Origin of the sequence: gamma proteobacterium SS-5 (genome assembly GCA_009497875.2) — a bacterium.
Taxonomy (GTDB): domain Bacteria; phylum Pseudomonadota; class Gammaproteobacteria; order Chromatiales; family Chromatiaceae; genus Magnetovirga; species Magnetovirga frankeli.
In genome coordinates this window covers 1,007,332-1,031,202 of sequence record CP032508.2, presented here as the reverse complement: position 1 = coordinate 1,031,202, position 23,871 = coordinate 1,007,332, and the positions used below count along the sequence as shown (strand labels likewise).

26 protein-coding genes are annotated in these 23,871 nt (G+C 62.3%); 8 read left to right on the top strand and 18 right to left on the bottom strand.

The window, feature by feature from the left end; genetic code table 11:
• Positions 1–183 precede the first annotated feature (183 nt).
• The 3 genes from D5125_09980 to rsmD are packed head-to-tail and all read left to right on the top strand — an operon-like array spanning position 184 to position 3,578.
• Positions 184–1,572, top strand: coding sequence for an insulinase family protein (locus D5125_09980; protein ID QFY89791.1), 1,389 nt, complete (start codon positions 184–186; stop codon positions 1,570–1,572).
• Positions 1,562–3,007 carry an insulinase family protein gene (locus D5125_09975; protein ID QFY89790.1) on the top strand — a complete coding sequence of 482 codons (1,446 nt, stop codon included), beginning with the start codon at positions 1,562–1,564 and terminating at the stop codon, positions 3,005–3,007. The genes D5125_09980 and D5125_09975 overlap by 11 nt, the downstream gene beginning before the upstream one ends.
• Positions 2,958–3,578 (top strand): 16S rRNA (guanine(966)-N(2))-methyltransferase RsmD, encoded by a 621-nt coding sequence (rsmD, locus tag D5125_09970; protein QFY89789.1) that lies wholly within the window; start codon positions 2,958–2,960, stop codon positions 3,576–3,578. The genes D5125_09975 and rsmD overlap by 50 nt, the downstream gene beginning before the upstream one ends.
• Before the next feature lie 33 nt (positions 3,579–3,611).
• On the opposite strand, the gene D5125_09965 is transcribed toward rsmD, so the two are convergent.
• Positions 3,612–3,947 carry a hypothetical protein gene (locus D5125_09965; GenBank protein ID QFY89788.1) on the bottom strand — a complete coding sequence of 112 codons (336 nt, stop codon included), beginning with the start codon at positions 3,945–3,947 and terminating at the stop codon, positions 3,612–3,614.
• Between the two features lie 307 nt (positions 3,948–4,254).
• On the opposite strand from D5125_09965, the gene coaD reads away from it, so the two are divergent.
• Together coaD and D5125_09955 are read left to right on the top strand one after the other, a co-directional pair.
• Complete coding sequence (gene coaD, locus D5125_09960) at positions 4,255–4,749, top strand: pantetheine-phosphate adenylyltransferase (GenBank protein QFY89787.1); 495 nt, start codon at positions 4,255–4,257, stop codon at positions 4,747–4,749.
• A 12-nt stretch (positions 4,750–4,761) separates the two neighbouring features.
• Entirely contained in the window at positions 4,762–5,010 is a 249-nt protein-coding gene (locus D5125_09955; protein ID QFY89786.1) for a YfhL family 4Fe-4S dicluster ferredoxin, read from the top strand.
• Positions 5,011–5,085: 75 nt separating this feature from the next.
• Here D5125_09955 and pseC read toward each other — a convergent pair whose 3' ends face one another.
• The gene (gene pseC, locus D5125_09950; GenBank protein ID QFY89785.1) at positions 5,086–6,204 is read right to left on the bottom strand and encodes a UDP-4-amino-4,6-dideoxy-N-acetyl-beta-L-altrosamine transaminase; all 1,119 of its coding nucleotides are present in this window, start codon (positions 6,202–6,204) and stop codon (positions 5,086–5,088) included.
• A 144-nt stretch (positions 6,205–6,348) separates the two neighbouring features.
• Positions 6,349–7,338, bottom strand: coding sequence for a UDP-N-acetylglucosamine 4,6-dehydratase (inverting) (pseB, locus tag D5125_09945; protein ID QFY89784.1), 990 nt, complete (start codon positions 7,336–7,338; stop codon positions 6,349–6,351).
• A 131-nt stretch (positions 7,339–7,469) separates the two neighbouring features.
• Here pseB and purE point away from each other — a divergent pair, with 131 nt between their 5' ends.
• The 3 genes from purE (at position 7,470) to D5125_09930 (ending at position 9,765) form a co-directional block, all read left to right on the top strand.
• Positions 7,470–7,976: a 5-(carboxyamino)imidazole ribonucleotide mutase gene (gene purE, locus D5125_09940; GenBank protein ID QFY89783.1), complete on the top strand. Its 507-nt coding sequence runs from the start codon at positions 7,470–7,472 to the stop codon at positions 7,974–7,976.
• Positions 7,973–9,061 (top strand): 5-(carboxyamino)imidazole ribonucleotide synthase, encoded by a 1,089-nt coding sequence (locus D5125_09935; GenBank protein QFY89782.1) that lies wholly within the window; start codon positions 7,973–7,975, stop codon positions 9,059–9,061. Before purE ends, D5125_09935 begins: the two co-directional genes overlap by 4 nt.
• 416 nt (positions 9,062–9,477) lie before the next feature.
• Entirely contained in the window at positions 9,478–9,765 is a 288-nt protein-coding gene (locus D5125_09930) for a hypothetical protein (protein QFY89781.1), read from the top strand.
• A gap of 109 nt (positions 9,766–9,874) precedes the next feature.
• Here D5125_09930 and D5125_09925 read toward each other — a convergent pair whose 3' ends face one another.
• The 15 genes from D5125_09925 to dsrA form a co-directional block, all read right to left on the bottom strand.
• On the bottom strand, positions 9,875–10,999 hold the full coding sequence (locus D5125_09925) for a sulfur reduction protein DsrS (GenBank protein ID QFY89780.1): 1,125 nt from the start codon (positions 10,997–10,999) through the stop codon (positions 9,875–9,877).
• Positions 11,000–11,013: 14 nt separating this feature from the next.
• On the bottom strand, positions 11,014–11,331 hold the full coding sequence (locus D5125_09920; protein QFY89779.1) for an iron-sulfur cluster assembly accessory protein: 318 nt from the start codon (positions 11,329–11,331) through the stop codon (positions 11,014–11,016).
• Positions 11,332–11,335: 4 nt separating this feature from the next.
• Positions 11,336–12,718, bottom strand: coding sequence for a cobyrinate a,c-diamide synthase (locus tag D5125_09915; protein ID QFY89778.1), 1,383 nt, complete (start codon positions 12,716–12,718; stop codon positions 11,336–11,338).
• A 175-nt stretch (positions 12,719–12,893) separates the two neighbouring features.
• Entirely contained in the window at positions 12,894–14,117 is a 1,224-nt protein-coding gene (gene nrfD, locus D5125_09910; protein QFY89777.1) for a polysulfide reductase NrfD, read from the bottom strand.
• Positions 14,118–14,134: 17 nt separating this feature from the next.
• Positions 14,135–14,890, bottom strand: coding sequence for a 4Fe-4S dicluster domain-containing protein (locus tag D5125_09905; GenBank protein ID QFY89776.1), 756 nt, complete (start codon positions 14,888–14,890; stop codon positions 14,135–14,137).
• Between the two features lie 25 nt (positions 14,891–14,915).
• Positions 14,916–15,332 carry a hypothetical protein gene (locus tag D5125_09900; GenBank protein ID QFY89775.1) on the bottom strand — a complete coding sequence of 139 codons (417 nt, stop codon included), beginning with the start codon at positions 15,330–15,332 and terminating at the stop codon, positions 14,916–14,918.
• 9 nt (positions 15,333–15,341) lie between these two features.
• The gene (locus tag D5125_09895) at positions 15,342–17,291 is read right to left on the bottom strand and encodes an NAD(P)-binding protein (protein QFY89774.1); all 1,950 of its coding nucleotides are present in this window, start codon (positions 17,289–17,291) and stop codon (positions 15,342–15,344) included.
• A gap of 110 nt (positions 17,292–17,401) precedes the next feature.
• Complete coding sequence (locus D5125_09890; protein ID QFY89773.1) at positions 17,402–18,940, bottom strand: (Fe-S)-binding protein; 1,539 nt, start codon at positions 18,938–18,940, stop codon at positions 17,402–17,404.
• Between the two features lie 57 nt (positions 18,941–18,997).
• A complete protein-coding gene (locus D5125_09885; protein ID QFY91114.2) occupies positions 18,998–19,726 on the bottom strand; it encodes a respiratory nitrate reductase subunit gamma in 729 nt (242 codons plus the stop codon).
• Positions 19,727–19,797: 71 nt separating this feature from the next.
• A complete protein-coding gene (locus D5125_09880) occupies positions 19,798–20,130 on the bottom strand; it encodes a TusE/DsrC/DsvC family sulfur relay protein (GenBank protein QFY89772.1) in 333 nt (110 codons plus the stop codon).
• A gap of 36 nt (positions 20,131–20,166) precedes the next feature.
• Positions 20,167–20,463: a sulfurtransferase complex subunit TusB gene (gene dsrH / locus D5125_09875; GenBank protein QFY89771.1), complete on the bottom strand. Its 297-nt coding sequence runs from the start codon at positions 20,461–20,463 to the stop codon at positions 20,167–20,169.
• 11 nt (positions 20,464–20,474) lie between these two features.
• On the bottom strand, positions 20,475–20,882 hold the full coding sequence (tusC, locus tag D5125_09870; GenBank protein ID QFY89770.1) for a sulfurtransferase complex subunit TusC: 408 nt from the start codon (positions 20,880–20,882) through the stop codon (positions 20,475–20,477).
• 13 nt (positions 20,883–20,895) lie between these two features.
• Positions 20,896–21,288, bottom strand: coding sequence for a sulfurtransferase complex subunit TusD (gene tusD / locus D5125_09865; GenBank protein ID QFY89769.1), 393 nt, complete (start codon positions 21,286–21,288; stop codon positions 20,896–20,898).
• A 12-nt stretch (positions 21,289–21,300) separates the two neighbouring features.
• Complete coding sequence (gene dsrB, locus D5125_09860; protein QFY89768.1) at positions 21,301–22,377, bottom strand: dissimilatory-type sulfite reductase subunit beta; 1,077 nt, start codon at positions 22,375–22,377, stop codon at positions 21,301–21,303.
• Positions 22,378–22,482: 105 nt separating this feature from the next.
• Entirely contained in the window at positions 22,483–23,730 is a 1,248-nt protein-coding gene (dsrA, locus tag D5125_09855; protein QFY89767.1) for a dissimilatory-type sulfite reductase subunit alpha, read from the bottom strand.
• Positions 23,731–23,871: the final 141 nt, after the last annotated feature.

The following is a 23,871-nucleotide window of genomic DNA, read 5'->3' as shown; positions in this document are numbered from 1 at the left end:
GGGGTTGCCCTTACTGTGAGGCCACCTTGCTGTTGGCCATCATCCTGGGAACTCCGAGCGGTGGCTCGGAGGTGTTAAGCGGCAACCCCGGATTCCGCTGCGCTCCATCCGGGCTACACCCAGCTGGCGGCTGACCGCTCATCCTTTCACTGTGGTTTTCTGTCATTCAAGGAGTTCTCAAAGATGCGTTTGATCCTCAAGCCTGTTGCTCTACTCACCTTGCTGGCGCTGCCCCTGGTGGCGCTGGCGCTGCAGGCCCCGCCGGTGCATGAACATCGGCTGGCCAATGGCATGAAGGTAATCGTCAAGCAAGACAGCCGCGCCCCCATTGCGGTGACCCAGGTCTGGTATCGGGTAGGCTCCAGCTATGAGCCCAACGGCATTACTGGCATCTCCCATGCCCTGGAGCACATGATGTTCAAGGGTACGCAGAAATACGGTCCCAATCAGTTTTCCGAGCTGATCGCCGAGCAGGGCGGCCAGGAGAACGCCTTCACCGGCCGCGATTACACCGCCTACTTTCAGACCCTGGCCAACGACAGGCTGGAGATTGCCTTTGAGCTGGAGGCCGACCGGATGCGCAACCTGCTGCTGGATGAGAAGGAGTTCGCCAAGGAGATCCGGGTGGTGCAGGAAGAACGCCGTCTGCGCACCGAGGACAAGCCCAAGTCCTTCACCTATGAAAAATTCAATGCCACCGCCTACCGCGCCTCGCCCTACCGCAATCCGATCATCGGCTGGATGAGCGACCTGGAGTCCATGCGGATCGACGACCTCAAGGCTTGGTATCAACGCTGGTATGCCCCCAATAATGCCATCCTGGTGGTGGTGGGCGATGTGCAGCCGGAGCAGATTGTCGCCCTGGCGGAGAAGTACTTCGGCCCCTTGCCGCCCTCTGAGCTGACCCCACTCAAGCCCGAGGTGGAGCCGCCGCAGATGGGCGAGGTACGCCTCAAGGTCAAGGCCCCGGCCAAGGAGCCCTATCTGCTCATGGGCTACAAAACCCCGGTGCTGGGCCATGCCGATGCCGAGTGGGAGCCCTACGCCCTGGACATGCTGCAGGCGGTGCTGGACGGCGGTTCCAGCGCCCGCATCGAGAAAGAGCTGGTGCGCGGGCGGCAGATTGCCGTCTCCGCCGGGGCCAGCTACAGCAGTTTCAGCCGTCTGCCCGCCATGCTCAGCCTGAGCGGTATCCCCGCCGAGGGGCATAGTATCGCCGAGCTGGAACAGGCCCTGCGCGGCGAGATCGAGCGGCTGCGCGCTGAGCCCATCTCCCAGCGCGAGATGGAGCGGGTGCGCAACCAGCTGCTGGCGGCCAAGGTGTACGAGCGTGACTCGGTGTTCTATCAAGCCATGCAGATCGGTATGTTGGAGACCATTGGCCTGGATTGGCGGCTGGCGGAGAACTATGTGGAGCGTATGCGCCAGGTAACCCCGGAGCAGGTGCAGGCGGTGGCGCGCAAGTATCTGGTGGCGGACAACCTGACCCTGGCCGAGTTGGTGCCGCAACCCATGGACAAACCAAGGGGTTTTGCCCGTCCGCTGATTTCAGGAGGTCGTCATGGTGGTTAAGTCTCCGTATTACGCAACGCGACCGGTATCCGGACGACTGCCCGCCACGCCCTGCCTAAGATTGGTGCCGAGATTGACGCTGCTGCTTGCGCTGCTGCTGTTGAGCGCTGTGCTGCAGGCGGCCCCCCAGATCCAGAGCTGGACCACGAGCAAGGGCAGCAAGGTGCTGTTCGTGCCCGCGCCGGGCCTGCCCATGCTGGACCTGCGCGTGGTATTTGATGCCGGTAGCGCCCGCGATGGCGACAGGCCCGGCCTGGCCCTGATCACCAATGCCATGCTCACCGAGGCGGCGGGGCCCTGGAGCGCCGATGAGCTGGCCGAGCGCATGGAGTTTGTCGGCGCCGATCTGAGTAACGGTGCCCTGCGCGACATGGCCTGGGTCAGCATCCGCAGCCTTACCGATCCTTCGGTATTGGAGGTCAGCCTCTCTACCCTGGCCGCGACCCTGGCCCAACCGGCCTTCATTGAAAAGGATTTCGAGCGTATGCGCAGCTCCATCCTGGCCACACTCCAGCGCGAGCAGGAAAACCCGGCGGATATCGCCAGCAAGGCCTTCTATCAGGCCATCTACGGCGATCATCCCTATGCCAGCAACACCACTGGCACTACCGCGTCGGTGCAGGCCCTGAGCCTGGAGCAGGCCCGCGCCTTCCACCGCGCCTATTATGTGGCGCGTAACGCGGTCATCGCCATGGTGGGGGATCTGAGCAATGCGCAGGCGCGGCAGATCGCCGAGCAGATCAGCCAGGACCTGCCCGCCGGTCAGGCGGCCCCGGCCCTGCCCGCGCCCAAGCCCCTGAGCGGACCATTGGTGCGGCATATCGAGCACCCCTCGTCGCAGACCCATATCTATCTGGGTCAGCCGGGTATGCAGCGGGGCGATGCCGATTACTTCCCCCTCTATGTGGGCAACCATGTATTCGGCGGCAGCGGCCTGGTCTCCATCCTCAGCGAAGAGGTGCGTGAGAAGCGCGGCCTGTCTTACAGCGTCTCCAGCTATTTTCTGCCCATGCGCCAGCCCGGCCCCTTCCGGATGAATGCCCAGACACGCAACAGCCAGGCCGAGGAGGCGGTCCGGGTGATGCTCGATGCCCTGCGGGAGTTCCGCCAGCGCGGGCCGACGGCAGAGGAGCTGGAGGCCAGTCAGCGCAACATCAGCGGCGGCTTCCCCCTGACCATCGCCAGTAATAAGAAGATTGTCGAATACCTGGCCATGATCGGCTTCTACGACCTGCCGCTGGATTATCTGGATCGGTTGGTGGAGCGGGTGCTGGCGGTGACCCCGGAACAGGTGCGCGAGGCCTTCATGCGCCGCCTGGACCCGGAACGCCTGGTGCTGATCACCGTGGGCCAGAAGGCGGCCAGTTCGGAAGGTGGGTCGGTAGATGGGCCAGCGGATAAGCCAGTGGATGAACAAGCGGCCGGGCAGCGCTAACCGGGTGCGGTTGATCGGCGGTAGCCACGGCGGCCGCTGGATCGACTTCCCCGATGCCGCCGGTCTGCGCCCCAGCGCCGACCGTACCCGTGAGACCCTGTTCAACTGGCTGCAACCCCTGATCAGCGGCACCCGCTGCCTGGACCTGTTCGCCGGCAGCGGTGCCCTGGGCTTCGAGGCGGCCTCGCGGGGGGCAGCTCAGGTGTTGATGCTGGAGCAGGCACCACGGGTGGCCGCCGCCCTCCGCCAAAGCCAGCAGGCCCTGGACCTGGGACAGGTGGAGGTCCTGCAGACCGACGCCCTGCGCTGGCTGCAAGACAGGGTGAGAAACCCGGCTCAGGGCTTTGGTCTGGCCTTTGATCTCGTATTTATCGACCCGCCCTTCGCCCAGCGCCTGCTGCCCCAGGTGCTCCAGGCCCTGACCCAATCCCCCCTGCTCAGGCCAGCCGCTCGCATCTATTGGGAGATGGATGCCGCCGATACGCTGGCGGAATTTCCAACGGGGCTAAGCCCCCTGCGCGAAAAACGGGCAGGCCAGGTGCGCTACGGCCTGTTGGGGTGGGGAATGTAGGCGAGGGCGAGGGGCGGATGGCGTGGTCTGAAATCAGGGCCAGAGCTTGAGGGCCGCAATGACCATGCCACCGACGCTGAGGGTCAGGCTGAGGCTCCAGATCATGAATCGGTCGAAACGCTTGTTCAGGTCTTCAAAACGCTTCTCCACCATCTCAAAACGTTTGTCCATGGCCTCGAAGCGCCTGTCCATGGCGTCAAAGCCCTGCTTCATGAGTTCACGCTGGTGTTTGAGTTCTTCTTCGACCCGCACCATGCGTTCGCGCAGCTCGATCTCATAGACCACAGGTGGCTTGCCAAGAGAGGCCTCGGCAAGCCATTCGCCTATGTGATGCTTGATGTAGTCGATGTCTTCTTTGGCCAGGTTCATGAGGCGTTCCAGGTTTTGGTTCGCTCATGGCAAGTTTAGCCGGGTTGGGCGTAGCTGGCCAGCTGGGTCTTTTCAGGGATAGTCCTTTTTTCCATGAAAAGGACGCAGAGAACGCCAAGAAGCGCAGAGATCGCTGGGTTGAATGGAGCAAGCACAGACTCAGCGCGCTCTGCGTCCCAATGCCTCTTTGTTTGCAAGCCAATTAATGCGTAATATCATTTGCCTCTGACGCAGATGTCGCTATCCTTTGGCCAACCCAGGTTGGGCCGGACCTGCTGCCGCTCCCTGGGCGAGGAGACAAGACTCGATGATTACCGCCGTCTATCCGGGCACCTTTGACCCCATCACCCACGGTCACAGCGACCTGATCAGCCGCGCCTGTCGGCTATTTGGCCGGGTGGTGGTGGGTGTGGCGGTGAGTCAGGGCAAGCAACCCCTGTTCAGCCTGGACGAGCGGGTGGCCCTGATCGATCAGGTGGTGGCGGGCTGCGATAACGTGGTGATCTGCCCCTTCGACACCCTGCTGGTGGATTTCTGCCGCGAGCAGCAGGCGCAGGTCATACTGCGCGGCCTGCGCGCGGTATCGGATTTCGAGTATGAATTTCAACTGGCGGGGATGAATCGCCGCCTGGCGGCGGAGATGGAGACCCTTTTCCTGACCCCGGCCGAGCAATTTGGCTACATCTCCTCCAGCCTGATCAAAGAAATCGCCAGCCTGGGCGGAGATGTGGCAGACTTTGTCCACCCGGCGGTCGAGGCCGCATTAAACAAGAAATTAGCCGGGCGCAAGCCGGGCCAGTGACAGGAGACCAGCATGGCTTTGATAATTACCGATGAATGCATCAACTGTGATGTATGCGAACCCGAATGCCCCAACGAGGCAATCTACCAGGGCGACGAGATCTATGAGATCAACCCCGACCTCTGCACCGAGTGCGTGGGCCATTACGAGACCTCTCAGTGCGTGGAGGTGTGCCCGGTGGACTGCATCATACCCGACCCCAACCACGACGAGTCCCAGGAAGAGCTGATGGCCAAGTTCGAGCGCATCACCGGCGCCTGAGCCACATCCTCCCCACCTCTGCCGGGCAACACCAACAACGGGGCCAGCTGGCCCCGTTGCTGTGTCAATTCCCCATCACAACCCAATCTCCTCACCCACCTGGCACAGGCAGTGGATCACCTGCTCCACCTCGGCATCGCTCATGGCCGGGTACAGGGGCAGGCTGAGGATCTCGGTGTAGGCCCGCTCGGCCTGGGGGCAGAGCCCGGCGGCGTAGCCCAGTTGTTGATAGTAGGGGTGCAGATAGACCGGTTGGTAGTGCACGTTGACCCCCAGCCCCAGCCGACGCAGGGGCTGGAACCAGCGCCCGGCACCACCGGGCAGGCGCGCCACATAGAGATGATAGCCGTGGCTGCGGTAGGGGCGCAGGCCTAGCGGCTGGATAGCGGGCAGTGCGGCGAAGGCGGCCGCATAGCGCCTGGCTATGGCCTGTCTGCGGGCGATAAAGTCAGGCAGGCGCTGGAGTTGCGACAGACCCAGGGCGCATTGGATATCGGTCAGACGATAGTTGTAGCCCAGCTCCAGCATGGCGTATTGCCAGCCCTCGCGCTGGGCGAAATCGCTGTCCAGGCCGTGATTACGCAGACGGCGCAGTCGCTCGGCCAGCTGGGCATCCTGGCAAAGCAGGGCACCGCCCTCGCCGCTGGTGATGGGCTTGACTGGATGGAAGCTCAGACAGCTGACATCTGCCAGCTGCCCCACTGGCCGGTCTTGGTAGCTGGCCCCCAGGCTGTGACAGGCATCGGCAACCAGGTGCAGACCATAGCGCTGGGCCAGCTCGCTCAGCTCGGCGTAGTCGCAGGGCTGGCCGGCGTAGTCCACTGCCACCAGGGCGCGGCTGGCGGGGCTGATGCAGGCCTCGACGGAGGCCGGGTCGATGAGCAGGCTATCGGCCAGCACATCGGCAAATACCGGTCGGGCACCGCAGTAGAGAGCGGCATTGGCGGTGGCGGCGAAGGTGATGGCGGGGACTATGACCTCATCCCCCGGCCCCAGCCCCAAGGCCTGATAGGCCAGGTGCAGGGCGGCGGTGCCGCTGGATACCACCACCGCCTGGGCTGCGCCGCTGAACTGGGCCAGGGCCTGCTCAAAGCATCCCACCTGGGGCCCGCCGGTGAGCAGGCCGTCCTCCAGTACCTGGACCACGGCGGCCAGATCACTGGCATCCAGGCTGTGACGACCGTAGGGGATCATCCTATAAACCGCGGATTAGGCCGATTTGCGCAGATTAAACCTTGTCTTTTCATGGGATCACAATGCCTGAGGCCATCACCCGATGGGTGAGTGGGCCTGCCTGGCAAACAGGCTGAAAGATCCGCCTGAATGACTCTTTCTGGCTCATTCCAGCTCCAGATCCTGGATATAGCTGGCCAGGGTGTCGCCGTCCAGCCAGACCGGGTTGCTGTGGCTGTTGTAGGAGAAGCCATCGACGCAGCGCTGGCCGCCCTGCCGTTCCAGGGCCTTTTCCAGACGGGCTTCCTCGGAGAAGACGACGAAGTGATCGGCAAACTCCAGGCTGTTGTGGGCCTCGTCCTCGGGCACCATGACCTCGTGCAGCTTTTCCCCCGGGCGTATGCCCACCACCTGGGTACGGCAGTCAGGGCCTATGGCGCGGGCCAGGTCCATGATGTTCATGCTGGGGATCTTGGGCACGAAGATCTCGCCACCGCGCATCCGCGTCAGGCTGTCGAGGACAAACTGCACGCCCTGGTTGATGGTGATCCAAAAGCGGGTCATGCGCGGGTCGGTGATGGGCAGCACGCCCTTGTCCCGCTCCTTCAGAAAAAAGGGCACCACGCTGCCGCGTGAGCCGACCACATTGCCGTAGCGCACCACGCTGAACCAAGGCGGCTGGCCACCGGAGTAGTGGTTGCCGGCGATGAACAGCTTGTCCGAGCAGAGCTTGGTGGCACCGTAGAGGTTGATCGGGTTGGCCGCCTTGTCGGTGCTTAGGGCGATGACCTTCTCCACGCCTTTGTCGATGCAGGCGTCGATCAGGTTGCCCGCGCCCATGATGTTGGTCTTGACCGCCTCCATGGGGTTGTATTCGCAGGCCGGCACCTGTTTGAGGGCGGCGGCGTGGATAACGATATCTATGCCGTCCAGGGCACGGTAGAGGCGGTCCTTGTCGCGCACGCTGCCGATGAAATAGCGCAGACAGCGGTGCTCCTCAGTGGAAAACACCTGCTGCATCTCGAACTGTTTGAGCTCATCGCGGGAAAATACCACCAGCCGCCTGGGCCGGTAGTCGGCCAGCACCCGACGGATAAAGGCCTTGCCAAAGGAGCCGGTGCCCCCGGTTACCAGTATGGACTTGTCATTGAGCATGGGTTGAGCGCCCCTCTCCGATTGTTATGGCGGCAAGATTAGCAGAATTCCGCCGAATTCCGCATTTGTGGTTGGCCAGGGGTAAAAAATATGGGGTAAACTGCCCCGCTTGATCAAATTGAGGACACAACATGGAACCTCTGGTCGGCATCATCATGGGCTCTACCTCTGACTGGGACACAATGCGCCACGCTGCGGATGTCCTGCAGCAACTGGACATACCCCACGAAACCCAGGTGGTCTCCGCCCACCGCACCCCGGATCGGCTGTTTGCCTATGCCGAGAGCGCCCGTGGGCGAGGCATCGAGGTGATTATCGCCGGTGCCGGCGGGGCGGCCCATCTGCCCGGCATGACGGCGGCCAAGACCAGCCTGCCGGTGCTCGGCGTGCCGGTGCAGTCCAAGGCGCTCAACGGCATGGACTCCCTGCTCTCCATCGCCCAGATGCCGGCCGGTATCCCGGTGGGCACCCTGGCCATAGGCCGTGCCGGTGCCACCAACGCCGGCCTGTTGGCCGCTGCCATCCTGGCCAATAAATTCCCGCAGTATCTACAAGCGCTGGAGGCCTTTCGTCAGGCCCAGACCGAGCGGGTGCTGGCCCGGCCCGACCCCAGCCAGCCGGACAGCGAACCGGCATGAGGATCGGCGTACTGGGCGGCGGGCAATTGGCGCAGATGCTGGCCCTGGCCGGGCATCCCCTGGGGCTTAGGCTGGAATTCATCGACCCCTCTGCCGAGGCCTGCGCCGCCTCCGTTGCCGTGCAGCACCAGGCCGCCTTTGACGACCTTGAGGCCCTGCTGCGGCTGGCCGAGCGGGTGGATTGCATCACCTACGAATTCGAAAACGTGCCCAGCCGCAGCCTGGAGTTCCTGGCCCCGCGCTGTACCGTCTATCCCCCGCTGGCGGCCCTCGCCCTGGGTCAGGACCGGTTGCAGGAAAACAGCCTGTTCCGCCAGCTCGACATTGCCACGCCGGACTTTGTCGCCATCGACGGCCTGGATGACCTGCAACGGGGAATGGACCAGATCGGCCTGCCGGCCCTGCTGAAGATCCGCCGCGAGGGCTATGACGGCAAGGGCCAGGCGGTGATCCGCCAGCCCCAGGATGCTGCGGCGGCTTGGGCGGCCATAGGCCAAAGGGCGGCCATCCTGGAGGCCTTGGTACCCTTTGAGCGTGAGGTGTCGATCATCGCCGTGCGCCATCCCGGCGGTGAGGTGCGCTGCTATCCCCTGACCGAAAATACCCACCGGCAGGGCATCTTGTCCCGCTCCATCGCCCGCCCCGACGACCCCATGCAGCCCCTGGCGGAGGAGTACATCGGCCGCCTGCTGGAACGGCTGGACTATGTCGGCGTACTCGCCCTGGAACTGTTTCAACTGGGGGATCGGCTGCTAGCCAACGAGTTCGCCCCCAGGGTGCACAACTCCGGCCACTGGACCCTCAACGGTGCCGAGACCAGTCAGTTTGAGAACCACCTGCGCGCCGTTGCCGGACTGCCCCTGGGCAGTCCCCGTGCCCTAGGCCCCAGCGCCATGCTCAACTGCATCGGCCGAATGCCGCCCGCCGCCGAGGTGCTGACCATCGAAGGCGCCCATTTGCACGACTATGGCAAACAGGGGCGTCCCGGCCGCAAGCTGGGGCATATCAACCTCAGTGCGCCGGATGGTGCAGCGCTGGAGCAGGCCCTGGCCCAGGCCGAGGCCATATTGCAAAAGGGGGCTTGAGGTTGGCCTCCCCCTTTGCAAAAGGGGGATTGAGGGGGATTCCGGCGCTGGTAATTACGCGGGGGCCGAAGAAATCCCCCTGCCCCCCTTTGTGAAAAAAAAAGGGGGGGGGGAAGTTGGCCTCCCCCTTAGTAAAGGGGGGCCGCGCAGGACAGTTGCCGGAATCACGGCCTATTTTCCCTGCGTTGCATCTCCGGCAGGGTCACCTATCAGGGGGCGGCATCTCTGCCGCAATACCTTGCTTTATCTGTGTATTCTGTGGCTCTGTGGCCAAACAGCGCACAGGATGGTCAAGGCCGGATCAGACCCGGCTGGGCCTTCTGGCGCTGGCCCCTCATCTATGCCACTATTGCTTCTACCTGCCGCATACTGGCTGCTCAATGAGGTCCATCATGTTTGCAAAACTACCTGTTTTGATGATTTTTTTCTCTTTCCTATTGTTGCTCGTCCTGGTCGAGCCGGTCTGGGCCAATCGCCTGAACACCATAGGCAGCGGCGTCTCCGGGGTGGGCATAGACAAGGCCAAGCTGCTCAAGTTTGCCTCCCTGGGACTGGGCGGGCTGTTTGTATTGCTTGGCCTGCTGTCCATGTTTCCCATGTTCCGCGGCCACAGCAACCTGAAATCACCCGAGGTGAACCTGAAGATCTCCGGTGCCCTGGTGGCCTTCGGCGGCATTCTCATCAGCCTGTATTTCTTTGCCTGAGCAGGCGGAGGACAGAGCGCAAGCCATCCTGGGAGTTCCGAGCGCCTACTCGTATGTGTAAAGGGGCCACCCCGGATTCCGCTTCGCTGCATCCGGGCTACGGGGTTTATCAAGGCCTGCTGCTGAGGGTTTCGATCAGTTGGTTCAGCCCCTGGGTGACCGGCTCCAGCTTGCGCCGCATCAGGCTGCCGATGGCGCTGCTGTCGCCCAGGTGCGGGCGCAGTATGGCGTAGCCCAATCCAGAGAGTTGGCGCAGGGCCAGCCATTGCGGCCTGAGCTGGGGCAGGGCCTGCTGGCAGGCGACCAGCTCGGGCAGTTGCCCTAGCTCTTGTTCCGCCTGTTCGGCCAGTTGAATCAGGTCCTGGTTTGGCCCACCCTCGGGCCTCAGGGCTGCCAGGTAGCCCTGCACGGCGGCAAGGGCGGCCTCCAACACCTCTTGATTGGGCGGTTTTTTCAGCACCCCTTGCAGGGTCTTGAGAAAGGCCTGACCCTGGGGCTGCAACAGGCGAGCCAGGGCTGCGGCATGGGCATTGCCCTGTTGCGCCAGCCGCTGCAGGTCATCGGCCACCCCTGCCAGCAGGGGGCTTGGCGGCAGGCTCAGCGGAATGGCGTCCGGGGCACCGACGAGAAAACCCACCAGATAGGCGCTCTTGCGCGCCGCCTTGTGCCACAGCTCAAGCCGTGCCGCCTCGTCGATCAGCCCCTCCTGCAAGACCAGCGCCACGCTCTGTATCATCGGCTCGGGCTCGGTCTCAAACGGCAGGTGCTCCAACAGGTAGGCGGCCAGCTCTGGCCCCATGCGGCCCTGACAGATGCGGGGATTGGCCAGCATGGAGCGGGCGTTGTCGGCATCCGGCAGGCACCACCAGGCACGCCGGGCCAGCTCGTCTGTCAGGCCGGGGGCGCTTACCGCCGCCATCACCGCCTCGGGCTCGGCCAACAGGAGCAACTGCTCCAGGCTCTCATCCCGCATCTGCATCTGACCCATGCGCGTCCAGCGCTTGATATACACCGGATAACCACCGGGCGAGCCGAGCAGGTGACCGGAGATCAGGGCGCGCACCCGACGCAGGTAAAGGTCTTCCCGGCAATTGGGGTTGAGGGCGATCTCGCGCTCTCCGGACTCGGTCAGGGCCTGCAGACGCAGACCTGATTGCTGGATACGGATAGCCAGGGGGCGACTGGCAAGCAGCACATTGAGGCGCAGACTGTCCTCGGCGCAGACCTCTTCCATGGCCGACCCCAGTCTCAGTTGCCCTGCGGCGGGGCGTAGTTGGCGTCCTTGGGGTTGATGAAGATAAACTGCGGCTCCTCTTCACCCTCCAGGCGTGCGAAATCCAGCAGGGTCTCATCCAGCAGGGGGGCATATTCCGGCTCCATTACCACCTCTATGCCCTCGCTGGTGATGCTGATGTCGTCGTCACTGACCTCATCGAAGCCCATGCGGTAATCCAGGCTGCCATCCTCCCGGGTCACTGCCGCCAGGCGCAGGGCCATGCCCTCGGCACCGCCCTGCCTGATTGCCTGCTGAACCTGTTGCGCTGCGGCTGAAGTCATTCTGAACATAGTCTCACCCCATCGATGGTTTTGCGGCAGCGCCCCTGCACTGCCGGATAAAGGCCAGAAAGCGGTCTGCCCAGGGGTTACCCGCCACCTGACGTTGATGGCCGTAACTGGCCAGCAGATTCTGGCTGATCAGGCCGTCCCGGCTACCGTCTATGCCCATGCCACGGCTCAGGCTGTAGGCAAAGGCGTGGCCGGGGGCCAGATTCTCCAGGCGCGAATAATGGAATTCATGCACCGGCAACTGGCGATCCTGATCACCACCCGGCCAGGGGTGTGCTGGGGTCTGCTGCATCAGCACATAGCCCCGGCCCTGGGGTTGATCATACATCACGGCATCGGCCGAGATCACCCCGGCCATGGGGGCCGCCCTGCCCCGCCAGCGCAGCTCGCGGCACAGATACATCAGGCCGCCGCACTCGGCGTAGCAGGGGCCACCTTGCCGGATGAAGCGGCGTATGGATTCCAGCATAGCGCCATTGGCGGCCAGGGATTCCATGTGCGTCTCAGGGAATCCGCCGCCAAGAAACAGGCCATCGGCCTTAGGCATGCACCCGTCGTGCAGGGGGCTGAAGGGCAGCAACCGGGCACCGGCCCGCTCCAGGGCCTCCAGGTCATCGGCGTAGTAGAAGCCGAAGGCGGCATCCCGGGCTATGGCCAGGCGCACATCGGGCATCCGGCCGACAGGCTCGGTCGGGACTGGGCCAAGGGACGGCCCTCGCAGGGCCAGCAGGGCCGACAGATCCACCTGCTCGCGCACCCTATCAGCAAAGCGTGCAATAGTGGCGTCCACCCCGGCGGCCTCGTTGCTCGGCACCAGGCCCAGGTGGCGCTCTTCGATGCGCAGCTCCTCGCTGCGGTGTACCGCGCCCAGGATGGGGATATCGGTATAGTGCTCGATGGTCTGGCGCACCTTGGCCTCATGCCGACTGCCGCCCACCTTGTTGAGGATCACCCCGGCCAGGCGCACGCCGGGCTGGAACTGGCTGTAGCCGAGCAGCAGGGGGGCCACGCCGCGGATGATGCCCTGCACGTCCAGCACCAGCACTATGGGCAGATCGAGCAGCAGGGCCATGGCCGCATTGCTGTCCGAGCCGAGCAGGTCCATGCCGTCGAACAGGCCCTTGTTGCCCTCCACCAGCACCACCTCGGCCCCCTGGGCCTTGCGCCGGTACAGGGCAAGGATCTCCTCCCGCCCCTGGGTGTTGAAATCCAGGTTGTAACAGGGGCGGCCAGAGGCACGGGCATGCCACAGGGGGTCGATGTAGTCCGGGCCCTTCTTGAAGGTCTGCACAGGCCTGCCGGATTGGCGCATGGCAGCGGCCAGGCCTATGCTGAGGCTGGTCTTGCCGGAGGATTTATGGGTGGCGGAGAGATAAAAGGCGGTCATAGTTCCAACCTGGCGCGGCCGGTAGTGGCCGATCCCTCTGGGGCGCAAGAGACGAATCGCAAGTCATGTCACAAAGCCACTGGGCAAGTGCTCGGGATATCGAGCCTCTCGCCCCCTGCTCCATCAACACCAGCCGCATCGACTCAGATCAGGCAGCCATGCCCCGCCTCTGGGCTCAGTGCTTGGCGACCTGGGTGTCGAGGGATTCGTCATCCAGGGCGCGGGGCAGGAACTTGAGCAGGCGCACCGCCACCAGGGTGCCGGCAATGGCCAGGGCCACGCCACCGAAGCCGAGCAGGACCTCTGGCAGGGAGGCCATGTATTGCGCCGCCTGACCGTTGATGCCATCGCCAAAGCTGCTCTCGATCACCGTCTGACCGGGAAACAGGGCCATGGGAAAGGCCTGGCCACCGATGATGATGACAAAGATCTTGGCCAGCCCACCGAGCAGGACCAGCAGGGCAGCGCCAACGATCCAGTTGCGGTTTATGCCCAATGCCGGGTGGAACAGGATGGCCAGGGGCAGCAGACCACCGAGGAAGACCTCAAACACCCAGAAGGCCAGGGTATAGCCGCCACCACTGACCAGGATGAAGGACTCCAGGGCATGGTTCTCGGTCACATAGAGGTTGGTCAGGTGATAGACGATGGTGAAGAAGAGCACGGCGGCGATGAACACGCCGAGCAGGTTCTTCAGCCGATGCAGGATCATATCACCCAGGGGGCGGCCCTCGGCCTTGAAGGTGTAGATCAGCATGAGCAGGAAAAAGGCCAGACCGTAGCTGAAGGACATGATGATGAACATGGGTGCCATGATGGCAGCGTCATAGGCCTGACGCGCCACTAGGAAGCCGAAGATGGAGCCGGTACCCGTGGTCAGGGCCAGGCGCCAGACAAAGGCCAGCAGGCCCATCTGCTGGGTGTACTGGTTGGCCTTGCGCTCCATCATGGTGAACAGATAGGCCGCCACTATGACCATGAAGCCGGTGTAGAGATAGATATTCCAGGCAAAGATGGACTTGAAGTTATAGGTGGTCATGGCCACCAACAGCCGATCCGGCCGACCCAGGTCCAGCACCAGCACCAGCAGGCCGCCCACCAGCAACATGATGGCGAGCAGGCCGGACAGGGGTGCCAAGGGCTTGTACAGCTTGACGCCGAACACCGAGCCGATGGAGGCGACGTTGAGGGCGCCACTGGCGGCGACGATCAGAAACACGGCGAACACATGGGGCGTGCCCCAGACCACCTGGTTGTTCATACCGGTGACGTAGTGCCCCTCGTGCTCCATATAAAGCACGGACAGGGCCGCGGCACCGATGAACAGGCCAAGGAAGGCCAGTATGCCCCAGTATTTGGGGCTTTCTATGGCCCATTCGCGGAAATACATCTTTTTCATCGGTCTTGGGTCTCCGCTCAGATAGAGGTGTAGCGCACGCCGGTGTTCAACTGCAGATCGGCGCGGATCTGCCGACTGGGTTCAGACTTGAGACGCTGCGCCAGCTCGCTGTTGGGGTCGTTCAGGTCACCAAACAGGATCGCCTGATGGGGACAGGCCTCGGCGCAGGCGGTGGTGGTCTCGCCCCGGTCCAGCCGGTGCACGCAGAGGGTGCAGGACTCGACGCAGCCCTTGCCACGGGGGGCATGGGTGGGCTTTTCCGTGATGGTCTCGTGGATGAAGGAGCGCGCCTTGTAGGGGCAGGCCATCATGCAGTAGCGGCAGCCGATGCAGACATGACGGTCCACCATGACGATGCCATCGGCCCGCTTGAACGAGGCCCCGGTGGGGCAGACATCGACACAAGGGGGATGCTCGCAGTGCTGGCAGAGCATGGGCAGGTTGGTCTCGCGACCGGTCAGGTTGTCACGCAGCTTGACCTTGCGGATCCACTGCGGGTCCGATGCCGGGCGGCCGTGATCGGGCAGGCCATTTTCCTTGTTGCAGGCGCTGACGCACTCGGTGCAGCCGTCGGCGCACTTGTTGGTGTCGATCAACATGCCCCAACGCACCTTGTCGGTCACGGCCTGGGACGGGTCGCGGGCACCGGCGCTGGTGTGCAGGAACAGGCCAGGGGCAATGGCCGCAGTGGTCAGGGCCGCGGTCTTGCCGATGAAGGATCGGCGTGACGCGTTGACCTGATCCTCGGAAGTGTGAACCTCAGACTTGCTCATCTCGATCTTCTACCTTTATCCGAATTCAGCGGCTTGCACTGACAGTGGCCGGCACGGAACTGTGACACTGGAAGCAGGTGATATTCACTGCGGTAAAGCCATGACAGCCTTGACAGAATTCACCCTCGGCATCAATCGCTACCGGCTGCTGGTTGGCATCCTGCCGACTGTGGCAATCCACGCAACCGGCCAGGCTGCCATCGGTCACGCGAATACCCTCGCGCACCGTGCGATCACGCTCATGTTGAATCAGGTCCATATGGTAACGGCGCATTTCCTCCGTGGGCCTGACACAGGTCGCCCCGGCCTGCTCGGCCTTGGACGTGCCAGGCACACCGGCCCCCGACGGGGCTCCCTGCCCCGCCACCACCGCCCAGGCCAGCCCCAACAACAGGGGCAGGGCCAACAGGCGGAACAGATTAGCTTTCAGCGCTGAAGCCATGGGGCCTCCTTATTCACCCAAACCCATCTGGATGTAGCCGGTGGGGCAGACATCCGCGCAAATGTGGCAGCCGATGCAGCGGGTGTAGTCGGTATCCACATAGCGGCCCGTGGTGCTCTTGCTCTTGTTGACGCGGAACACGGCATCCTGCGGGCAGTAGATGACGCAGTTGTCACACTCGAAGCACATACCGCAACTCATGCAGCGCTTGGCCTCGCCCACTACCTGTTCTTCTGCCAGGGCCGACATGCGCTCGGTGAAGTGGTGCAGTACCTGATCGCTGCTGGGTACGTCTTCCGAGCGCAGGTAGCGCGCCTCGTACTTGAAATGGCCCAGGAACAGCTCATCGCTGCCGACCACCTCGGCGAAGGAACGGTCGTCGTAGTTGTGCACCGCCCAGTCGCCACCATCGGTGCCGCGCAGATCGCCCCGATCGTCATGCACGAAGGGCTCGGGGGTCAGGCCGGTCTCTTCCAGCTTCTTGTTCAGATCAAAGTGGTGTACATCGATCTTGGGGCGCTTCTTGTGCTCCTGGTTGTTCAGGTACTCGTTGATCGAGTCGGATACGATGGAGGCCTGACCGATGGCGGTGGTAAGCAGGTGTGGACGCACGATATCACCAGCCACGAAGTGGCCCTTCTTGCCGGGCACCTGATAGAACTTGTCGGCATCGATCAGGTTACGCTCATTGGCCAGCTCCTCCAGCCCGGTCATGTCGCCGCCCTGGCCAATGGCCGAAACGATAATATCCGCCTCCAGCACGCGCTCGGTGCCCTCCACTGGGACCGGCTTCATGCCGTCCATGGTGCAGTCGCACACCTTGAGGCCGGTGGCACGGCCATCGGCACCCAGGATTACTTCCAGCGGCATGACGCCATCGAGGATGGCGCAGCCCTCGGTCAGGGCGTCGTGGATCTCGTGCTCGGCGGCGAACATCTTGTCCTTGGTGAACAGGGAGGTCAGGGTCGCCTCAGAGGGCACTGCGGCATCGGCGATGGCCTGATCGTGCTGCATGCTGCGATCATGCACCACGTCCTCCGGCTTGCCGGCGGCCTCATTGGAGCCCAGCCGACGGGCCACGGAGATGACGTCGATGGAGGTATCGCCACCGCCGATACAGACCAGCTTCTTGCCGGTGGCCTTCATCCGACCCTCGTTGAAGGCCTTGAGGAAGGCGACGCCGCTGACGCAGTTAGGGGTACCTTCCCAGCCGGGCACGGGCAGGCCACGGCCGGTCTGACAGCCCAGGGCCCAGAGAATGGCGTCGTAGTCCCGCTCCAGGTCGGCGACCGGGATATCTGTACCCACGCTGACCCCGGTGCGGGCCTCTACGCCCATGTCCAGGATGCGCTGGATCTCGGCTGCGAGCTTGTCACGCGGGATGCGGTAGTTGGGGATGCCATAGCGCATCATGCCGCCCAGCTCCGGGTCGCGTTCAAAAAGGGTGACCCCGTGACCCATGCGGCGCAGCTGATAGGCCGCAGCCATGCCGGCCGGACCGCCACCGATCACGGCCACCTTCTTGCCGGTATCGGCACCGGCCTGAAACTTGTAGCCCTGCTCCAGGGCAGTATCGCCGATATATTGCTCGACGGCGTTGATGCCGACGAAGTCGTCCACGTCGTTGCGGTTACAGCCATCCTGACAGGGTGCCGGACAGACCCGGCCCATCATGGAGGGGAAGGGGTTGGCATCGGTGGAGCGGCGGAAGGCGTACTCACGCCAATCCATGTCTGCCGGTGGCTTTTCCTGCTGCCGGACGATCGCCAGATAGCCACGGATATCCTCACCTGACGGGCAGCTACCCTGACAGGGCGGCGTCTTGTGGATATAGGTGGGGCACTTATGGGAGGTATCCTGGACAAAGATCTTGTCGGTCAGTTCATCCCATTGATCTACACCATCTTCGAAACGACGCCAGGTCAGATTGGTGTTGGTGTCTTGAGTAGGAGTAGCCATGTAAATCTCCTTCCGGGTAATGCTCAATTGAGTGGCAGGTCCGCCGGGGCTGGACCCTGGGTTGTGTCGTTATATCTGAATTCTCTATAACTAAATTCGCAGGCCTGGGGCTAATCGGCCCCCTCCGCCTCGGCCTGATCCTCGTCATCATCGCTGTTCTGACCGGTGAGGACGATGGCATTACTGACCAGCTGGTGGACGCTGACGATCTGGTCCATGTCCATGCCGTAATAGGGCAGCACCTTGGTGAACTGGCTCTTGCAGATGGCGCAGATGGCGGCCATGTGGGTCACCCCCTGCTCCTGCATGACGTTGTTCAGGGCCTCCATGCGCGGTTTGGCCCCCTTGACCCGTATCTCCATCAGGTCGTCGGTGAGCAGACCGCCGCCACCACCGCAGCAGAAGGTGCGCTCACGGGTGGTATCCGGGTCCATGTCCACATAGTTGTTGCACACCGCCTTGATTACGTTACGCGGTATCTCGAACTGGCCACCGGGCTTGTCACCCATCCGGCTGGCTCGGGCCACGTTGCAGGAGTCATGGAAGGTCAGAACCATCTCGTCGTTGGCGGATTTGTCCAGATTCAGCTTGCCCTGCTGAATGGCATCCCAGGTGAACTCCAGGATGTGCTGGGGTACCGGGTAATTGGGATCAAGAAAGTCAAAGGGACCGGCCAGGGTATTGAGGAAGCTGTAGGCCACGCGCCAGGCATGGCCGCACTCGCCAAACACGATACGCTTCACGCCCAGCTCCAGTGCCGCCTCTCGCACCCGCATGGAGACCCGGCGCATGTTCTCGTAGGAGCCGATGAACATGCCGAAGTTACCCGCCTCGGAGGCATGGGTGCTCAGGGTCCAGCTGACGCCGCACTCATGGAATACCTTGCCGTAGCCGATCAGGCCATCCACATGGGGCTCGGCGAAGAAGTCGGCCGACGGGGTGACCAGCAGGATATCGGCACCCTTGACGTCCAGGGGGTATTTCACCTCGACCCCGGTTTCGTCGAATACGTCTTCCTCCAGGCCCTCCAGGGTGTCCAGGATGGCCGGCCCGGGCAGACCCAGGTTGTTGCCGATCTTGTGGACCTTGGCGATGATTTCGTTGCAGTACTTCTGGCCGTAGCCGATGCGGTCAAGGATCTCGCGCGCGGCCATGGAGATCTCGGCGGTGTCTATGCCGTAGGGGCAGAATACCGAGCAACGCCGACACTGGGAGCACTGATGAAAATAGCTGTACCAGTCGTCCAGGGTCTCGCGGGTGAGATCCTCTGCCCCCACCAGCTTGGGGAAGTACTTGCCGGCAAAGGTGAAGTAGCGCCGATAGACCTTGCGCAGCAGGTCCTGGCGGGCCACCGGCATGTTTTTCGGGTCCTTGGTGCCCAGATAATAATGGCACTTATCGGTACAGGCACCGCACTTGACGCAGGAGTCCAGATAGACCTGAAAGGATCGGTACTTGCCGAGCAGGTCGCCCATGGCCTCCAGGGTCTTTGCGTGCCAATCGTCCACCAGCTCGCCGGGAAAACCCAGCGGGGTGTTGTGATCCGGCTTGGCGACAAAGGGCGAGCTTTTCGCCATGGCCCCTTCGACATACATGGGGACTTCGGGGTATTCCTTGAGTTCAGGTACTTCGAAATCGGCCTTTGCCATTTTCTGATGCCTCGATAATTCTGCTTGGGGACCGGGCTGAGTGGGGCTCAGCGTGTCTTATTGTTCAAACTTGCGCGCCCACTCGGCCAGGTGGCGTTGTTCCCGTGGGTTATCCACCTGGTTGCGGGTGGGGCTGAAGAACAGTCCCGGTGCATGCAAGAGTTTGCTGATCGGGAAGATGATCATCAGCAGGGCCACCAGGAACAGGTGCACCAGCAGGACAACATCCGTCGGCAGTTCGGACCAGCTGAAGGTCATCAGGCCCAGAAAGAAGGACTTCACCGCCACTATGTCGGTGTGGGAGACAAACTTCATCATCAGGCCGCTGAAGCCGATGAGCAGCAGCAGGCCGAGCATGAAGAAGTCGGACGGGGCGGAGATATAGCGCACCCGGTCCACCAGGATACGGCGGCCGATCAGGCCGACCAGGCCTGCCACCATGGCAAAGCCGGCATAGATGCCGAAGGGCTGGATCAGCTCTATGGGCAGCCACACCGGGTCCTGGAAATAGCGCAGGTGGCGCAGGGTGACCAGAAACAGGCCGAAGTGAAACAACCAGCCGAACAGCCAGGTCCACTTGGCGCCCTTGAACAGGCTCTCGAAGAACACCACTTCACGGAACAGGCGCATAACCACACCGGTCTGCGTTGTCGGCGCCGGGGTGGTGGGAATCTTTAATGGGGCGGGCGCGCGGTAAAAGATGATCATCTTGCGCGCCAGTCCTATAACCAGAATGGCGGTGGCAAAATAAAACAGCAGCGCGTATGCAATCGTCAGAAACGACATGTTTCCGCATCCTCAATAGCTAATGGGTAGCCCGGGGTGCGCCGCACCCCGGAACACACGAGCGTCGAACCTTAGACGCAGCCAGTCGGCTTGGGCAGACCGGCGTAACGGCAGGCCTGCTTGCCTGGGCCGTAGGGGAACAGGTTGTACAGATACTTGCTGTTGCCCTTGTCCTTGCCCATACGCTTGCCAACGGCCTTGGTCAGGACGCGCACCGCCGGGGCGATCTGGTACTCTTCGTAGTACTCGCGCAGGAAGTTGATGATGTCCCAGTGCTCGTCGGTCAGTTCCAGATCATCTTCCTTTGCCATGACTTCGGCAACGCCAGGGACCCAATCGTTCAGGTTAGCCAGGTAACCCTCTTCATCGGTCTCTAATGACTTACCTTCTACTTCGATAGGCATAATTTCTCTCCAGTTGTTGTGCTAGGTTAATGACTATTACAGCCAGGACTGTACCTTATCCTTGGCCACGCTAAGGTCCACAAAACCGGCGTAATCAACGACGGTCACACCGCCTACCAGTTTGTCTTCGCTGATGCCACGGGCGGCCAGGTCGGGTCCAAGGACCGAGACCTCAAGCCCCTTCAGTTCATCAGCGGCTTTGCCGCCTGCAATAGCGGCATAGACGCCATCTTCGATCAGAAGTACGGCATCACCGTCCTTCACGTAGCCTGCGCAGGTACTCAGGCTGTTACGCTCATAGGGGGACTTGTTTACCAGATGCAGAATGGACATGTGTTTTCCCCTTAGAAATTGAACATGACATCTTGATCGGCGAAGACGTCGGCCAGCTCGGCGCGGGACACCAGACGAATGGAGTCCTTCTCCGCGTAGTCGTCATCCTCGTCTTCCCATACCAGGTGCTGCAGGTCGTCCAGGGTCAGGCCCCGTTCTTCCAGCGACTCCTTCTCCACGTAGATCTTGTTGACCTCGTAATCGCCCAAGGCGGAGTAGGTGGGGGAGAAGTTTTTCATCTCCAGCCCCTTGGTATCCTGCCCCTTGGTCAGTTGATAGACGCCGTCATCGATGAAGGCCAGACTGACGTCCTGCTCAAAGGCAGCACCAATCAGCACCACCTCCAGCGCCTCCCAGGCATAGATGGTGCCGTAGGGGGCCTTGCGATTGACGTACATGAACTTTTTTGTTGCAGACATTCTCGCTTCCCCCTCAATCACCAAACACAACCAGGCGTTCGCTCTGGATGGCACCCTCCACCAACTGCCCCAGCCCGGAGATACGGAAACCGGGGGCGATGTTGGTGGCGTCCTTACCGTTGCGGCTGGCCTCGCCCTCATCGACGATGCCGCGGCGCTGGGCCGCCGCCACGCAGATGACCAGATCGAGATCATGCTTGGCGGCCAGTTCCGACCAGCGGTTGACCACATTACGGTCGTCCTGCGGCGGGGTGGTCAGGCGGGTGCCGTTATTCACCCCGTCGTGGTAAAAGAAGACACGAAAGATCTCGTGCCCCTTTTCCAGGGCGGCCTTGGTGAACTGGTAGGCGGAGTCCGTAGCCTGATGTTGGTACGGGCCTTCGTTTACCTGAATCGTGAACTTCATGCCAAACCTCGATCAAAAACGGATGTGGTTGGAGGCGTTAAAGGACTTGCGCGCGCCACGCCAGTTATCGATGTGATACTTGGTGAAGGGCAGCTCGACCTCTTCAAAGAAGCGCGACCAGCCGATCCGCTCGACCCACTCACCCACGCGCTCCCAATCCCGCGCACCTTCCTTGTAGGCCTTGAGGATGCGCTTGACCAAGGCGGTGGCCTCGGGCCAACGCGGCGGGTTGTTGGGGATGCCAGCGGCCACCAGCTTCTGGAAGGTGGGCTTGCCACGGGCGTTGGAGTGGTTGCCACCGACCCAGATGGCCAGCTTGGTGTGCTCGGCGTCGTTGATCTGCATCGGCGGGCAGGGCGGGAAGCAGGCACCGCAGCAGATGCATTTCTTTTCATCGACTTCCAGCGAGGGCTTGCCGTTGACCATGGCCGGACGGATGGCAGCCACCGGGCAGCGGGCTACTACAGAGGGGCGTTCGCAGATGTTGCCCACCAGGTCGTGGTTGATCTTCGGCGGCTTGGTGTGCTGTACGTTGATGGCGATATCACCCTGGCCACCGCAGTTGATCTGGCAGCAGGAGGTGGTGATATGTACCCGGTTGGGCATGTTGCACTCGCGGAACTCGTCGATCAGCTCGTCCATCATGGACTTGACCACGCCGGAGGCGTCGGTGCCGGGGATGTCGCAGTGCAGCCAGCCCTGGGTGTGGGAGATCATGGTCACCGAGTTCTTGGTGCCGCCGACGATGAAGCCGGCGTCTTCGATGGCCTTGATCAGGCCATCGACCTTGGAACCATCGGCCACCATGTATTCGATATTGGAACGGATGGTGAAGTGGACGAAACCATCGGCAAACTGGTCACCGATATCACACAGCTTGCGCAGGGTGTACAGGTCGAGGATACGCTGGGTACCGGCGCGTACCGTCCAGATCTCATCGCCGCTGTAGGCCACATGGCGCAGTACGCCGGGGCGGGGATGTTCGTGGAATTTCCACATGCCGTAATTCTTGCGCATCACGGGATGCATGTACTGGAATGCGTCGGGACATCCCGTTTCGATAGGCTCACGCATTTCTTTGGCCATCATAACCTCCAAAGATTAAAAAACATTAATCAGAATAGGGTCTTGCACTAAAAGCGACCCCTGGCCGGGGCCTTGGCCCCGGCCTACCGGTGTTACAGGGTTCGCGGATCAGGCCTCGGCCTTGCGTGCAAAGTAGGCCTCTGCCGCCTCGTCCCAGCCGTCCATGCGGACGTAGGAGCTTTGCCGTGGTTCATTCACCATGTTGGCGTCGGGCTCGATGCCGATGCCTTCGAGGAAGTTGACCAGACCGATGCGTTCGATCATCTCACCGCAGCGTTCGTGCTCCAGGGCGTTCTCGGCCCAGAACTCGATGATCTCCTCGGCCATTTCTACCAGGGATTCCCAGTCCTCTTCAGTCTCCAGCTTCTTGAAGGGGACCACCACGGTGCCCATGAGGTCACCGATCTTGAGGGTGCGCTTGCCGCCGATGCAGATGGTCACGCCCTTGTCGTCACCGGGGTGCAGGGCCTTGGGTACCACGTTGAGGCAGTGCATGCAGCGTACGCAGTCGCGGTTGTTGACCTTGAGGCTGTCGTCATCGTTCAGGGCCAGGGCCTGGGTCGGGCAGCGGGTGATGATGTTGTCCATTACATGCTGACGCCCCTTTTCGGCAACGTACTTTTTGAACTCTTCCTGATCCACCTTCATGTCGTCGCGCCAGGTACCGATCACGGCGAAGTCGGCGCGCTCGATGGCGTTCTGGCAGTCGTTGCCGCAGCCGGAGACCTTGAACTTGAACTTGTAGGGCAGGGCCGGACGGTGCACGTCATCGGTGAAGTTGTTCACCAGCAGGCGGTGGGCCTTCTGCTCGTTGACGCAGGACATCTCACAGCGGGCCGCGCCGACGCAGGACATGGCGGTGCGCACACAGGGGCCAGCACCGCCCAGATCCCAACCGTAGTCGTTGATATCGTCGAAGAAATCCTGGGTGCGCTGGGTGTCGGTACCGATGAACATGATGTTGCCGGTCTGACCGTGGAAGGTTACCAGGCCGGAGCCGAACTTCTCCCAGCTGTCGGCCAGCTGGCGCAGCATGCCGGTGGTGTAATGGTTGCCTGCCGGCGGCTGGACGCGAATGGTGTGGAATTCCTTGGACTTGGGGAAGGCCTTGGCCACCTCGGAGAAGCGCGGGATGATGCCGCCACCGTAGCCGTAAACCGAGACCGTGCCGCCCTTCCAGTAGCCCTTGCGGGTTTCGTAGGAGTGTTCCAGCTGGCCCAGGAGGTCATTGACAACCTCGTTGATGCGCCCATCCGGGTGTTCGTCGCGCATGCGCTTGATGCCAGTAATGAAACTCGGCCACGGGCCGCTTTCCAGCTGGTCGATCATCGGAGTATGGTGTTTCTCAATTGCCATCTCACTCTTCTCCTGACATAGGTTCAAAGGTAGGTATAAATTAGGTCTTGCCTGCGTGACCGGCACCTGGCGGTCAACTGAAACTCTGCGGGGAGCAGCCTTTGGGTTGCATCACGCCTAACGGGAGCGGACCCAGGACTC

Coding starts and splice junctions, on each gene's coding strand:
- D5125_09980 (QFY89791.1), top strand. CDS start 184: ATGCGTTTGATCCTCAAGCCTGTTGCTCTACTCACCTTGCTGGCGCTG.
- D5125_09975 (QFY89790.1), top strand. CDS start 1,562: ATGGTGGTTAAGTCTCCGTATTACGCAACGCGACCGGTATCCGGACGA.
- rsmD (QFY89789.1), top strand. CDS start 2,958: ATGGGCCAGCGGATAAGCCAGTGGATGAACAAGCGGCCGGGCAGCGCT.
- D5125_09965 (QFY89788.1), bottom strand. CDS start 3,947: ATGAACCTGGCCAAAGAAGACATCGACTACATCAAGCATCACATAGGC.
- coaD (QFY89787.1), top strand. CDS start 4,255: ATGATTACCGCCGTCTATCCGGGCACCTTTGACCCCATCACCCACGGT.
- D5125_09955 (QFY89786.1), top strand. CDS start 4,762: ATGGCTTTGATAATTACCGATGAATGCATCAACTGTGATGTATGCGAA.
- pseC (QFY89785.1), bottom strand. CDS start 6,204: ATGATCCCCTACGGTCGTCACAGCCTGGATGCCAGTGATCTGGCCGCC.
- pseB (QFY89784.1), bottom strand. CDS start 7,338: ATGCTCAATGACAAGTCCATACTGGTAACCGGGGGCACCGGCTCCTTT.
- purE (QFY89783.1), top strand. CDS start 7,470: ATGGAACCTCTGGTCGGCATCATCATGGGCTCTACCTCTGACTGGGAC.
- D5125_09935 (QFY89782.1), top strand. CDS start 7,973: ATGAGGATCGGCGTACTGGGCGGCGGGCAATTGGCGCAGATGCTGGCC.
- D5125_09930 (QFY89781.1), top strand. CDS start 9,478: ATGATTTTTTTCTCTTTCCTATTGTTGCTCGTCCTGGTCGAGCCGGTC.
- D5125_09925 (QFY89780.1), bottom strand. CDS start 10,999: ATGGAAGAGGTCTGCGCCGAGGACAGTCTGCGCCTCAATGTGCTGCTT.
- D5125_09920 (QFY89779.1), bottom strand. CDS start 11,331: ATGTTCAGAATGACTTCAGCCGCAGCGCAACAGGTTCAGCAGGCAATC.
- D5125_09915 (QFY89778.1), bottom strand. CDS start 12,718: ATGACCGCCTTTTATCTCTCCGCCACCCATAAATCCTCCGGCAAGACC.
- nrfD (QFY89777.1), bottom strand. CDS start 14,117: ATGAAAAAGATGTATTTCCGCGAATGGGCCATAGAAAGCCCCAAATAC.
- D5125_09905 (QFY89776.1), bottom strand. CDS start 14,890: ATGAGCAAGTCTGAGGTTCACACTTCCGAGGATCAGGTCAACGCGTCA.
- D5125_09900 (QFY89775.1), bottom strand. CDS start 15,332: ATGGCTTCAGCGCTGAAAGCTAATCTGTTCCGCCTGTTGGCCCTGCCC.
- D5125_09895 (QFY89774.1), bottom strand. CDS start 17,291: ATGGCTACTCCTACTCAAGACACCAACACCAATCTGACCTGGCGTCGT.
- D5125_09890 (QFY89773.1), bottom strand. CDS start 18,940: ATGGCAAAGGCCGATTTCGAAGTACCTGAACTCAAGGAATACCCCGAA.
- D5125_09885 (QFY91114.2), bottom strand. CDS start 19,726: ATGTCGTTTCTGACGATTGCATACGCGCTGCTGTTTTATTTTGCCACC.
- D5125_09880 (QFY89772.1), bottom strand. CDS start 20,130: ATGCCTATCGAAGTAGAAGGTAAGTCATTAGAGACCGATGAAGAGGGT.
- dsrH (QFY89771.1), bottom strand. CDS start 20,463: ATGTCCATTCTGCATCTGGTAAACAAGTCCCCCTATGAGCGTAACAGC.
- tusC (QFY89770.1), bottom strand. CDS start 20,882: ATGTCTGCAACAAAAAAGTTCATGTACGTCAATCGCAAGGCCCCCTAC.
- tusD (QFY89769.1), bottom strand. CDS start 21,288: ATGAAGTTCACGATTCAGGTAAACGAAGGCCCGTACCAACATCAGGCT.
- dsrB (QFY89768.1), bottom strand. CDS start 22,377: ATGATGGCCAAAGAAATGCGTGAGCCTATCGAAACGGGATGTCCCGAC.
- dsrA (QFY89767.1), bottom strand. CDS start 23,730: ATGGCAATTGAGAAACACCATACTCCGATGATCGACCAGCTGGAAAGC.